The organism is Streptomyces cinereospinus, assembly GCF_042430725.1.
In the GTDB taxonomy this organism is placed as follows: domain Bacteria; phylum Actinomycetota; class Actinomycetes; order Streptomycetales; family Streptomycetaceae; genus Streptomyces; species Streptomyces cinereospinus.
Genome location: NZ_JBHMCY010000054.1, coordinates 40,681 through 51,978, shown reverse-complemented (window position 1 = coordinate 51,978; position 11,298 = coordinate 40,681). Strand labels below are relative to the sequence as shown.

Below are 11,298 nucleotides of genomic sequence, written 5' to 3'. Positions count from 1 at the left end.
GCCTCTACCAGCGGATCGGGTACCGCCCAGTCACAGACTTCGCGGTGTACGACTTTTAGCTGGTCGCGACAAGCCTCGACGGCGACGCGCGGCCCCTTCGAACTCATGGTGGGACCCTTGCTGCTCAGTGTCGGAGCGTGCAGCACCACCGTCTGGGGAATTCCGCGGTGTGCTCGGGAGACCGCCAAGGACGATGCCAAGGGCAGCTTGCCCAGGACCTCCTCGACAAGCTGCCGCGTGCGGCCGTTTACTGCACCACCGCAGACGCGCTCGTGGCGCAGCCTAGGTCCAGTAGGTGCCGCTCAGCTCCCCTCCATACCCCGCAGCCTGGATGGTTGTCTGCAGGCTGTCGTACACCTCGCCGCCGGGGCCGGCCATCGCCTCGAAGTCGGAGCGGCCCAGCTCACGCTCGACCCACTGGTGGGCGCAGCGGCACCGGATGCTGACCTGGTTACGGTCGCAGATGAGCAGCCAGTCGCGGCGGGCTCCGCAGGCCGGACACATCTGGATGATGCCAGTGATCACCAACTCGCCAGGGTGAGTGGTGCACTGGACCCGGAACTCACCTTCGTGCGGTTGCGTCTCCTCCTGGAGCCGCAGGAGCGGGTCCTCCGCAACCGCCGGCTTCGGTATGTCGGTTCTCGTACGTACGGCGTCGTCGTGCAGCACCAGCGTCAGCTCCCTCGTCATCATTTCCAGCCATAACAGGGCCGCCGGCCCATGTCCAGTGCGTTGAACTGCGGCTCAGCGCCTCGGCCCGCGCGAGCGAGGGTCCGCAGGGGCAACGGGGGCAGGACTCGTGTCGGTCTGCGTTGGGGTTGTACGTGCCCCGGTGCGGCTGGCCGTGCTGGTCTTGTTGTCCTTGGCGGTGGTCGTGCTGCGTCGACGCGGGGCGAGAGCTGTGGCGGGGAGTTTGCCCAGGCGTCGAATTCGCCAGACGAGTACGTCGGTGACGCTGTCGGCGGTGTCCAGCTCTCGCCACTCGATGGCCTGCTTCAGTAGCGCGGCCGGGTCGTGTCCGGCGCGTTCGGCCTGATCGAGTGTGGCGGTCAGGGCGTCCCAGCCGGGCTCGCCGCCGAGTTGGTGGTTCGGCAGGGCGGCGTTGATGGTATCGGCGTGGCGCTGGCGGACCGGCTGCGGGAGCCGGCGGCCCTGCTCGCGCATCGCGCGTATCGGGGTGCGGGCGGCGGCGCGGTAGGCTGCGCGCAGGTGGTGGGCGGCCTGGGCGGAGGCGGCGGCCTGTTGGGCGTGGCCGCGGGCGGAGTGCCAGCGGGCGGCGGCGATAGCGAGCAGGACGAGGGTGGACAGGACCATGGCGGTGGTTCCGCCGTCTTCGCCTCGGCCGAGGGCGTCTCCGGCGCGGACGATACCTCGGGCGGCGGCGCGTACGGCGCGGTTGTCTGCGCGTTCGGCGCGGATGTGGGAGCGGGTGGCGCGTTCGAAGGCGCGAGCGGCTTCGCGGAGTTCGTGGCGGGTGGCGGCGGGTGAGGTCTGGGCGAGGGCGTCGAGGAGTTCGCCGGCGCCGACGAGCTGGGCGGCGGCGTCTTCGTCGTCGTCCTGGCCAAGAGCGGTGGTGACGCGTTCGGCGGCCCGTGTGGCTTGGCGACGAGCCTGCGACGGCTGCGACGGGCTGGAGGACGGTGTGCCCCGGTGCGCGGAGCGCGGTACGTCGTCGGGTTCGTGGTCCTGGTCGACGGGTCCGGTGGCAAGACGCTTGCGGATCTTGGGGAGGGAGAGGTCCGGGGCGAGTTTGGAGCCGGGGAACCAGATGGGTTGGCCATCACGGTTGCGGTCGCCGGGCAGAGCGACGGAGTAGCCGAGGGTGTCGCCGGACGGGGCGAGTCGCTTGTTGATGCGCAGTCCGGCTTCGGTCAGGCGGCTGAAGAACTCCGCCTCGTCGGCGGCTCCCGCGACCGCCTGACGGACCGTCTCGCGCAGGATCTCGCGGGGGGTGCCGTCGTGGCCGGTGCGCTCGGCCTTGAAGCGTTCGGCACTGGTGGGGTTCTGGGCGGCGGTGCCGTCGCCGGCCTTGAGTTCACGCAGGCCGAATTCCTTCTCGATGCGCCGGCATTCGGCCTGGGAGCGCTTCTGGTCGTAGGAGTTGCGGGGCTGGCGCAGGTCGCCCCGCACGATGGTGGCGAGGATGTGGATGTGGTCGTCGGCGTGGCGTACGGCCACCCACCGGCATCCGTCCTGATCTCCCTCCTCCGCAATGCCGGTGGCGTGGACGACCCGGCGGGCGACCTCGCCCCATTCGGCGTCGGACAGGTAGCGGTCGCCCGGGTCGGTGCGTACTGAGCAGTGCCACACGTGGTTCTTGGGGGCGCGGTCGCCGAGTTGGTTCACCCGCAGGTCAAGGACGCGGGTCAGGTCGGTGAGGGTGGCGTCGCGGCCGGGGTCGGGGGCGAAGCCGTCGAAGGAGGCGACCTGGTGCGGGTCGATGTGTTCGTCGCGTTTGCCGGGGCCGTAGAGGTAGGCAAGCAGTCCGTACGTACGTGAGCCCCGGCTGATGTCCGGGACCATCTACACGCGCTTTCGTACGAGGTCGTGTGCGGCTGTGTCGACCAGGGCGAGGGTGTGGACCAATGCCTTGAGGGCATAGTCGAGTTGGCCGGGGCGGGGTTGGCCGCCGACGTTGTAGATGTAGGCGATCTGGTTGATGTTGTTGCCGACACGGGAGATCTGGGCGCGCAGGGCCGCCAACTCGTTGATGGCGGCGTCGAGCTGGTCGTTGGTGTCGAGTGGGGCGGCGGAACCGCGGGCTGCAGTCAGCCCGGCCGTAGCGACGAAACCGGCGGGATAGACGCGCCTGCGGGCTGCGGCGGCGATGATCTCGGCTTTCTCTTCGGCGGTGAAGCGGACGGCGATCACGTCTTCGCGATGCGTGGGTTGGTAGGCGCGGCGGCGTGGACGGCGCTCGGGAAGCGCGGCATCGCTTGCGCTCGGGACAGCGTCGGCGGCGCGCTCTTCGGCTTCCCCTTCTTTCTGCGGCGCCCCCTGGTGCCGCAGCTCCGGTTGGTTCCCGTGCGCCCCCGCTCGGGAACCAACCGGGTCTCCCTCGCACTCCTGGGCGAGGGCATGCGCCGTGGATATCCCCTTGGGATATCCACGGCAACAGCTTGCTCGGCCGGTGACCGTCGGAGCCTCCGGCTCCGCTGAGGAAGTGGTGCCCGCCGAGTCGGCGGTCGTCATCGGCTCGACTCCGGGCTATGACGGCGGACATCTCGCAGGATGTCGGCGACGTAGGCCAACGCCAGGACCGGATGGTGCAGGGTCCACGGCTGCGAATCGGGCGTACGGTGCACGATCCAGTCCCCGTCGGGACCGGCTTCGACGCGGTGCAGGTGCCCTCGGCGGTTCAGAACGGTCAGCCAGGCGTCGGCTTCGGCGGCGGTGGCGGGCGTTGTGCGCATGAGCGGCGTCTCCGGTACGGAAGGAAGTCTTGGCGTGGATGCGGGGCGGGTGAGCTGACCGGGCCCTCCGTCAGCTCACCCGCCCGCGCGAGGGTGGCCGGTCAGGCGGCGCGGTCGTCGGTGGGCTGTCCAGGGTCGTCCCGGAGCGTGCGCATCAGGTCGGTCAGCCGGTCGTTGGACAGCGGCAGCCCCTGTCCGCGGATGGCCTCGGCGACCACCGCGCGGGTGGTCCGGCCGGTCTCGGTGACCGCCATCCGAGCGATCGGGAGCAGTTGCTCGGTGACCGGGTCGGTCACCCGGTCACCGCCGGACAGAGGCTGCGGACGAGTGACCGGCTTGGTGTCCGTGCTCGGAGTCACCGGTCGGTCACCGTGAGGGCGAGCGTCCCCGGTCGCTCTGGATCCGGCATGTCCGTCCTGGTCACCGACCGGGAGAGGTGTCCGGGTGGCCCGGGATACCGCCCCGGCCGACTCGGTCGCCGAGGCGGTCGGCTGACCCGAGGTGTCCCTACCGGTTGGTGTCCGGCTGTCCTGACCGGGCTTGTCCGAGGTGACCGGCTCGCGGTCCGTGACGTGCCCGGGTGTCCCGGTCAGTGCAGCGTGCCGGTAACCGGCGGTGACCTCGCTGGCGGTTGGAGGCTGCGAGTGTCCGGTGGTCGCCGGTCGCTCGACCTCGGTCCGGTCAGCGGAGTGACCGGCGGCGGCCAGGTGTCCGAGGGAACCGGGGGCAGTCTCCTCGGTGACCCTGCGGGCGATAAGGATGTACAGGTGGACCGCTCCGGCCAGGGCCAGCGGAGCGAGGGTGGACAGGATGCCGACCGTGGTGTCGCCGAGCCTCAGCCTGCCGGAGGTCATGCGCTCTTCGTTGAGGCGGACGGCGTGCAGAGCGTTGGCCCAGATGCTGGCGGCGGTCGCAGTGCCGAAGAGCGTCCATACGTACGCGCGGGCACCGAGCGGTGCGGCGCGCAGGACCACCAGGGCGCGTACTCCGTAGGCGATGAAACCGTCGATCACCAGCGGGAAGAGGTAAGTGAGGAAACCGCGGACGTGGATGGCGACGGCCATCTGCTGGAGAGCGTCGTACGACAGCGCGCTGCCTGCCGCGCCCAGGGCCACGATGGCGGCGCGGTCCCAGCCGGTCATGCGCGCCGGCATCGGCACGGCGGTGGTCATGCCGCCGCCCGGAGGTCGTCGCGGGACACCGTGGTCTTCTTCTTCGGCCGCCCGCGCTTCTTGGGTTTCGCCGTGGAGGCGTTGCGGTTTTCGAGTCGGCGGCGGGTGCGTCGATAGAGCTTGTCGGCGTGTTCCTCGGTGATCTTCAGCAACCAGGCGAGGCGGCTGGCGGGTATGCCGTTGCGGAAGGCGGCCAGGGCGGCGGCCTCGCGTTCCCGGGTGGTGAGGTGGATGTCTTGTCCGGCGAGTACGGCGTTGACGCGGGCGTAGTCCAGGCGGTGCGGCAGCTTCTTGTGCAGGGGCTCGCGTTCCTCCTCGGTCAGGCCGCCCCGGATGCCCTCGCGGTACCGGTTCTCCAGGGCTACGTCCAGGCAGGTGCGGCGGACCGAGCACTGGGCGCACAGTGCCTTGGCAGCGGCGATCTTGTCGAGGTCGTCCGGCTCGGGGAAGAACAGCTCGGGGTCGACTGGGTGGTGCTCGGTGGAGCGGCAGGCGGCGCGGTTCTGCCAGGTGTGGTCGCCCAGCGTGCGGAAGTGGGCAGGGGGCATCGAGGTCTTGGGCATGCGCGGGGTGTCTCCGATCGCCCTCCGCGCGCCCGGCGGGCGTCGGCGGAGGATGGTGCGTGGTCGGGGAGGTGATGGGGGCGAGCGGCCGGTCCTGCTCGGTGGGATGGCCGGGTGGTGGTCAGGCGGCGGGGCCTCGTCTGCGGTCGGCGCCGGTCAGCACGATGCGCTCGGTCATCTCCGCCAGCCGGGAGGCGACCCGGTCGCCGACGGCCCGGCGCAGGTCGCGGATGGCCAGGTTGGTGGTGATCAGCGTCGGCAGCATCTGGTTGTAGCGGTGGTTGACCAGCCGGTACGTGATCTCCTCGGTCCACTCCGAGGTCTTGGACGCACCGAGGTCGTCCAGGAGCAGCAGCGGGCAGCGGAACAGCGCGAGCAGTTCCCGCTCCGTGTCGATGCCTGCCCGGGGGCGCAGGCTCGCGTACATGTCGGCGGCCGTGGTGGCGTGCCAGCGCACACCGATCTCGGCACCCACGAGGCTGCGGATGGCGCCGTACGCCAGGTGCGTCTTGCCGGTGCCGGTGGTGCCGACGAGCAGGAGCGACGGGCCGGTGCGTACCTGTCGGCGGGCGCCCCTGCTGGGAGCGACAGCCTCCGAGGCGACGTTGCGGACCCACGCCTCGATCTGCGGGTGATCGCCGATCGCGCTGCGGTAGCGCAGCGGGATCCGGGCCTCTGCCGCCTCCAGCGCGGCGATCGGCTCGGGGGTGTCGTGCACCACGGCGGTGGCAGGGTCGACGCCCCGGGCTGCCAGGATCCGGGCGATGCGGGCCATGGTGCCCTCGCCGCCGAGCCGCTGGGGTTCGCGGTTGCGGTCGCGCATCACAGCTCCTCGGCGTAGGCGGCGGCAGCGTCGACCGGGTTGGTCCACGCCGTGTGACCGGGCACGGTAGGCCGGTTTTCCGGCCGCACCAAACGACCGCCCCCGGCGTTCATCGCCTCGTTCACCAGGCTCGGCAGCGTCGAGGGATGCATCGGCTTGGCCCGGAAGCGCTCCAGCCCCGCCCGGACGTACTGCGGGTCGATGCCCTCGCCGAGTAGTTCGCGGACCTTCCGCCCGAGGTGTCCGAGCACGTCGTTCGGCGGGCGTTCGGCACACGCGGCGGCGTACTCGCCGATCAGGGCTCGCGCCGATGGCGATGGTGCGGGCGCTGTGCGCCCCGAAGGATTAGAAGATCCAGGATCCAAGATCCTAGATCCAGGCGCCGAGGACTCCCCGAGGCTTCGGGGAAGGTTCGGGGAAGCCTCAGCGAATGCCGCCTGACCTGCCGTTTCACGATTGCCGTGGGCAGGGTTGGCGACGGCTTCGTCCTGGGTGTCCCGCCGGCCGTCGCCACGCTTGACACCGTGGTCAGGATGCGCTGGAGCGGACGGTGCGGGAGCGTGGGCAGGCCGATCGAGGCTTCGGGGGGAGTTCGGCGAGGCTTCGGGGAGGGTTCGGGTAGGGCTCGGAGACACGTCGCCGGGCTCGGCCGAGGCAGCGGCACAGACGCCCTTGCATGCCCCGCACCGGTCGACAGTGTGATGGACCGGGCAAGAGGGCAGCCGGGACTGCGACGCCTTGTCGATCTTCTGGTGCTCGCGCCACGTGACCGCGTGCAGGTACCGGCGACCGTCGCATCCGGTGTACCGGCAGATCAGTCCGGCGTCGGCGAGCTGCTGGAGGTCGTCCTCGGCGTGGACGGCGGTGTGCTCGGCGCGCAGCGGCCACAGCAGGCCGTTGATGATCGCCGCGTTGTCGCGGAAGCGTCCCTGGTCGTCGGCCTGGGTCAGCAGGCCGAAGAAGGTCCGCTCGGCGTTCACGCTCACCTCGGCGAGCGACTCGGAGAAGAACGCCTCCGGCTTGATGGTGCGGATCCTCGCCACGTCAGCGCCCCCGACCTGCGGCAGCCATGACCGCCCGGGTCAGGCAGGCGGTGGCGAGGTCGAAGTCGTACACATCGCCCCAGGTGGCTTCCGGGTACGTCCGGATGATCCAGCGGGCCGCGGTAATCGCCTGTGTGCGATTCAGGGTGATCGGCTTCCCCGCCGTGTCGTAGGCGCGGGCGTGGGGGTGCGGCCACGCCTGGGCGGGGTCGTGCAGGGTCACCCGGAAAGTGGCGGCTCCGGGGATCATGTCGGCCAGTAGGTCAGCCAGGCGACGGTGCCGGTCGTCAGGCTCCGTGACGCTCCGGCTTCCGCTCCGGTGCTCGGGCATGCGAGTATCCTTCGCTGGTAGTGAGCGGCCCGGCTGTCTCTCGTGGAAAAGGTCCAGCCGAGTCGTTTGGTAGTGAATCCGCGCCCCTCTTGGGAGGCGGCGGCCTGTCGGCGCCTGGGAGTTCCCGCTCCTGGGCGCCGGTGCAGTTCTCCGGGCTTACCCGGCCCGGTCGGTATGCCCGTCTCGTATACGCGCCTCCTTCTTACCGTCGCTCCCCAGGCGGGCTGCCCGGCGAGCGACGACGAACATATGCACAGGTCGCGCCAAGATCCAGACCTATCTCGGCGAGCCGGCGGCCGGACCGTTGTCAGCAGCAGAAGACATGCGACATTCCTCTCGGGTGGCTGCTTCGCCAGTACCGCACCAAGGGCACCGAGCAGCCGTTCAGATGATCTCCGCCACCCGCCGTCGAAGCGGGCGACGCGCTGTCCGGCGTCCGAGAGGTGTCAATTCTCGGGCGCCGACTGCTTCGGGATCGTTCCGCACCTGGGACAGCGCAGGCTCCCCCGCGGCCTCTCTCCGATCCCGGAGGCGTCGCAGAGAGGCCGAAGGCGAAGATCGAGTAAGCGTGCGAAGCTCCCCGTCTTTCGCTAGGCTGAAGCTATTCCGACTCAACGGAAAAGTCAACGCGCCGATGTTCCTTCGGTTTGACGAAAAACGAGGGTGAGATGTCTGCTCGTCACTTCGACCGACACCGTGTGCGCGCGGTGCGGCGAGCTGCCGAGATCTCGCAGGCCGAGGTGGCCGCAGCCGTCGGCGTGGCCGACTCGACGATCGCCGGCTGGGAATCGGGAGACACGGTCCCTGACGCGGAGAAACTGCCCGCGCTGGCCCGCGCCCTCAAGCGAGGGCTGGACGAGCTGTTCCCGCGTAACGGACTGCCCGATCTGACGGACCTGCGGTGCGATGCCGGCTACTACCAGTACGAGACGGCAGCACTGATCGGAACCAAGAGCGCCGGACCGGTAGCGGGAGCCGAACGCGGGGACCGGCGGCTCAAGGACAAGTACGTCCCGGATCTGGCGGTGGCGTACGGGGTGAGTGAGGAGGAGCTGCGGCGGGCAGAGGACCGGTCGATCGCCAAGGCCCAGGAGACACAAGGGGGCCAATCCGCAAAGGATGCAGGGACCGTCCCGGCCTCCGCAGGGCCGCCCGGCACGCTGGCCGAGAAGATCACTTTGATCTTGGAGCGCTCGTACCCCGGACAGCACGGACCGCCGACGGATGCGGAGATCGCCGACGCCGTCAATGCTCATGCCGGGTCGCAGGTCATCACCTGGGAGGGTGTCCGGGATCTCCGGACCGGCGTCGCGGAAACGGCCTCGCCCGTCGTCCTTGAGGGCCTGGCCGCCTTCTTCGGTGTGTCCCCGATGTACTTCCAGCCGGACGATGCCGTGGCCCGTCAGGTCTACGAGGGCCTCCGACTGCTGTCGGCGTCGAGGAGGGGGGCCGTGGGCCGGGTCAGGGGACGGGGGACGGGCTCCCAGGGTTTGCCGGCGAACGTCATGGCGTTCGTCAACGACCTGGTCACGGAGATGGAGCAGAGAGAACCGGAGGCGAACGAGTAGCCCCCTGTCCGGGACTCTGAAGAGCCCGAGCCCCGGACATTCTGGCCCCTACTGCTGTGCGGCCGTCTCGCGCGGCTCGTGCCGCTGCCCTGCGGTCACCACCGTCCGGACCGCCTGCAACGCGGTGAGGTCTGCGAGGGGGTCTCCGTCGATCACCAGCAGGTCTGCCCGGAACCCGGGAGCGATTCGCCCGGTCGTCTCGCCCAGTCCCAGCGCGTCGGCTGCATCGGCGGTCGCAAGATCGAGGATCTTGCTGTTCGGCAGGCCCAGGTGCGCGTAGAACGACAGGGCGGGCACCAGGCCGTCGAACCCCGCGCGCTGGACCCCGGCGTCGGTTCCGGCGATGAGCCGGACGCCGGCCTCGGCCATCTGCCGCACCAGGTCGAACATGGCCGCCGCCCGCTCCTCGCCGAAGAACCGGGGGAGCATCTGCCAGTGGGGGCTGACGGCCGGGCAGACGGCGATGCCGTCGTCGATGATCCGCTTCAGGACGTCCTGCCGCAGGTCGAAGCCGTTGCTCGTCATCCAGGTGCAGTGCTCGATCGTGTCGACTCCCGCTTCCACGGCCGCGGCAATGCCCTCCGTGCCGTGAGCGTGGGCCGCCACCGGCACGCCGGCCTGGTGGGCCTCATCCACCAGGGCGTGAAGTTCCTCCGGGGTGAATTGGCTCTGCCAGCTCTTGGGACCGTCCTTGGTCAACCCGCCACCGGTCACCATCGCCTTGATCACGCCGGCGCCCGCCGCAATGTTGCGCCGCACCAGTCCGCGGACCTCGGCCGCGCCGGAGACCTCACCGCCGAGAAAGTAGCAGTGGCCTCCGGGCGGGGTCGCGGGCGTGCCTGCGGACACGATCCGCGGGCCCAGCGTGCTGCCGCCGGCGATCTCCGCGTCCAGACGGAGGGCCAGGCCGTTGCGGTCGCCCAGGTCCCGCACCGTCGTCACGCCACTGCGCAGGAGCTGCTCCGCACGGTGGCGCATGTTCGTCAGCAAGGTCTCGTCGTTCGACTCGTGCAGGGCGGCCACAGGGTCCGCGCCGCCGTCGAACGCGAGGTGGACGTGGGCGTCGATGAGGCCAGGCACCACCGTCCCCTCGGGGAAGGCGAGGCGCATCACGTCCGAACCGGTCCGCTCCGCGATCTCCACGCGTGGCCCCACCGCGGTGATCGAGTCGCCCTCGACGAGGACCGCGCCGTCGTCCAGGTACGTCCCGGAGCCGACTAGGACCCGGCCAGCGGTGATCAGCATTTCGTCTCCTTGGTCTTCGGTGGTTACGCGGACATACGCAGCGCGTCCGAAACCGCGATCAGCTGCCGCACATCCGCTTCCCGGTCATCGCCCTGCGGCATCGCCAGCGGTACCGCCTGACGTGGCGAGAGGGCACCCTTTCCCATCGTGGTTACTGCCTGGCGGAGGCGCTCGGCCAGCTCGCCAGGGTCGAGCTCTAGGACTTCGGTGTCCTCGGCCTTGCCGACCAGGTAGGGGCTGATGTCGACCAGTCCGTCTCGGCATTCCACTATCCGCCGGTGGTAGCGCCGGTGCACGCCACGCGCCCGCCACCGGTCCCGAAGTGCCGGAGAAGCGAGCCGAAGCACGTTCTCGGGGTAAGCCTCGGAGAGGAGTTGCCACAGCGGGGTGAGCCGACGGTGATCACGCCGATGGCGGAGCCAGAGCGCCAGGGACGTGATCCTGGCGCGGGCCCCGGCGTAGGTGACGCCAGCGACGAAGAGCAGGATGGACACCACCAGCAGGAACGCCACCCCGGCCATGAGCGGCTGCGGTACGGTTCCGCCGGTCCAGCGGATGGCGACGAAGACCGCGCGGACGGCGCAGGCCACGGCCATCGCGGCGAGCCCGATCGCGGCCATCCACAGGCCCGTGGCGTGCGGGCGCCGCGACATGCGGGCGTACTGGCGAGTCCACCACCCGGCGACGCCCAGGGCGTACATGAGATACAGGCCGGCGCCGCCGTAGAAGAAGGCGATCTGCGGGATTGTCATGTCCGCCGTGCTGAAGGAGCCGGCGAAGACCTCGTTCGGAACGGACTCAGCGGCCACGATGATCGACACCGCCACGAACGCGACGACGACGGCTTCCCGCCGGGCACGGCGGCGGGCGGCATGCCCGTCCGCCGAGTACAGGTAGAAGCACATCAGGAAGTAGACCGTCAGCAGAAGCAGCACGTTCTGAATCAGCTTCGCCGTGCCATGCCCGGCCACGGCGTCGATGCCAGATGCGCCGCCAGGCATGGCCAGGGGGTACGACAGAACGGCACTCAGCAGGCACAGTGTGACGGAACGCAGAGGGGCGTTATGGGGATCCCGCGTCAGCTTGTACACCTTCCATACGACGGCAGCCACGGGGATCAGGAGGAGCAACTTCAGCACG

12 protein-coding genes are annotated in these 11,298 nt (G+C 70.1%); 1 reads left to right on the top strand and 11 read right to left on the bottom strand.

Annotation, left to right across the window (positions count from 1 at the left end):
• Positions 1–282: 282 nt before the first annotated feature.
• From ACFF45_RS24895 to ACFF45_RS24855, 9 genes are all read right to left on the bottom strand, one after another.
• Positions 283–693, bottom strand: a complete 411-nt coding sequence (locus tag ACFF45_RS24895; RefSeq protein ID WP_381348675.1) for a hypothetical protein — start codon at positions 691–693, stop codon at positions 283–285.
• Between the two features lie 51 nt (positions 694–744).
• The gene (locus ACFF45_RS24890; protein WP_381348674.1) at positions 745–2,523 is read right to left on the bottom strand and encodes a relaxase/mobilization nuclease domain-containing protein; all 1,779 of its coding nucleotides are present in this window, start codon (positions 2,521–2,523) and stop codon (positions 745–747) included.
• Complete coding sequence (locus tag ACFF45_RS24885) at positions 2,524–3,192, bottom strand: plasmid mobilization protein (RefSeq protein WP_381348673.1); 669 nt, start codon at positions 3,190–3,192, stop codon at positions 2,524–2,526.
• On the bottom strand, positions 3,189–3,413 hold the full coding sequence (locus ACFF45_RS24880) for a hypothetical protein (RefSeq protein WP_381348672.1): 225 nt from the start codon (positions 3,411–3,413) through the stop codon (positions 3,189–3,191). The genes ACFF45_RS24885 and ACFF45_RS24880 overlap by 4 nt, the downstream gene beginning before the upstream one ends.
• A gap of 101 nt (positions 3,414–3,514) precedes the next feature.
• On the bottom strand, positions 3,515–4,585 hold the full coding sequence (locus tag ACFF45_RS24875; protein ID WP_381348671.1) for a DUF2637 domain-containing protein: 1,071 nt from the start codon (positions 4,583–4,585) through the stop codon (positions 3,515–3,517).
• Entirely contained in the window at positions 4,582–5,148 is a 567-nt protein-coding gene (locus ACFF45_RS24870) for a WhiB family transcriptional regulator (RefSeq protein WP_381348670.1), read from the bottom strand. Before ACFF45_RS24870 ends, ACFF45_RS24875 begins: the two co-directional genes overlap by 4 nt.
• Before the next feature lie 121 nt (positions 5,149–5,269).
• Positions 5,270–5,971, bottom strand: coding sequence for an ATP-binding protein (locus ACFF45_RS24865; RefSeq protein WP_381348669.1), 702 nt, complete (start codon positions 5,969–5,971; stop codon positions 5,270–5,272).
• Positions 5,971–7,014 carry a hypothetical protein gene (locus tag ACFF45_RS24860; protein WP_381348668.1) on the bottom strand — a complete coding sequence of 348 codons (1,044 nt, stop codon included), beginning with the start codon at positions 7,012–7,014 and terminating at the stop codon, positions 5,971–5,973. Before ACFF45_RS24860 ends, ACFF45_RS24865 begins: the two co-directional genes overlap by 1 nt.
• Position 7,015: 1 nt before the next feature.
• Entirely contained in the window at positions 7,016–7,264 is a 249-nt protein-coding gene (locus ACFF45_RS24855; protein ID WP_381348667.1) for a transcriptional regulator, read from the bottom strand.
• A 749-nt stretch (positions 7,265–8,013) separates the two neighbouring features.
• Here ACFF45_RS24855 and ACFF45_RS24850 point away from each other — a divergent pair.
• A complete protein-coding gene (locus ACFF45_RS24850) occupies positions 8,014–8,913 on the top strand; it encodes a helix-turn-helix domain-containing protein (RefSeq protein WP_381348666.1) in 900 nt (299 codons plus the stop codon).
• A gap of 48 nt (positions 8,914–8,961) precedes the next feature.
• On the opposite strand, the gene ACFF45_RS24845 is transcribed toward ACFF45_RS24850, so the two are convergent.
• Together ACFF45_RS24845 and ACFF45_RS24840 are read right to left on the bottom strand one after the other, a co-directional pair.
• Positions 8,962–10,158, bottom strand: coding sequence for an amidohydrolase family protein (locus ACFF45_RS24845; protein WP_381348665.1), 1,197 nt, complete (start codon positions 10,156–10,158; stop codon positions 8,962–8,964).
• A gap of 23 nt (positions 10,159–10,181) precedes the next feature.
• The gene (locus tag ACFF45_RS24840; protein WP_381348664.1) at positions 10,182–11,297 is read right to left on the bottom strand and encodes an MAB_1171c family putative transporter; all 1,116 of its coding nucleotides are present in this window, start codon (positions 11,295–11,297) and stop codon (positions 10,182–10,184) included.
• Between the last annotated feature and the right edge of the window lies 1 nt (position 11,298).

Excerpts from the sequence above, each read along its gene's own strand:
- ACFF45_RS24895 (WP_381348675.1), bottom strand. The coding sequence starts at position 693 with ATGATGACGAGGGAGCTGACGCTGGTGCTGCACGACGACGCCGTACGT.
- ACFF45_RS24890 (WP_381348674.1), bottom strand. The coding sequence starts at position 2,523 with ATGGTCCCGGACATCAGCCGGGGCTCACGTACGTACGGACTGCTTGCC.
- ACFF45_RS24885 (WP_381348673.1), bottom strand. The coding sequence starts at position 3,192 with ATGACGACCGCCGACTCGGCGGGCACCACTTCCTCAGCGGAGCCGGAG.
- ACFF45_RS24880 (WP_381348672.1), bottom strand. The coding sequence starts at position 3,413 with ATGCGCACAACGCCCGCCACCGCCGCCGAAGCCGACGCCTGGCTGACC.
- ACFF45_RS24875 (WP_381348671.1), bottom strand. The coding sequence starts at position 4,585 with ATGACCACCGCCGTGCCGATGCCGGCGCGCATGACCGGCTGGGACCGC.
- ACFF45_RS24870 (WP_381348670.1), bottom strand. The coding sequence starts at position 5,148 with ATGCCCAAGACCTCGATGCCCCCTGCCCACTTCCGCACGCTGGGCGAC.
- ACFF45_RS24865 (WP_381348669.1), bottom strand. The coding sequence starts at position 5,971 with ATGCGCGACCGCAACCGCGAACCCCAGCGGCTCGGCGGCGAGGGCACC.
- ACFF45_RS24855 (WP_381348667.1), bottom strand. The coding sequence starts at position 7,264 with ATGATCCCCGGAGCCGCCACTTTCCGGGTGACCCTGCACGACCCCGCC.
- ACFF45_RS24850 (WP_381348666.1), top strand. The coding sequence starts at position 8,014 with ATGTCTGCTCGTCACTTCGACCGACACCGTGTGCGCGCGGTGCGGCGA.
- ACFF45_RS24845 (WP_381348665.1), bottom strand. The coding sequence starts at position 10,158 with ATGCTGATCACCGCTGGCCGGGTCCTAGTCGGCTCCGGGACGTACCTG.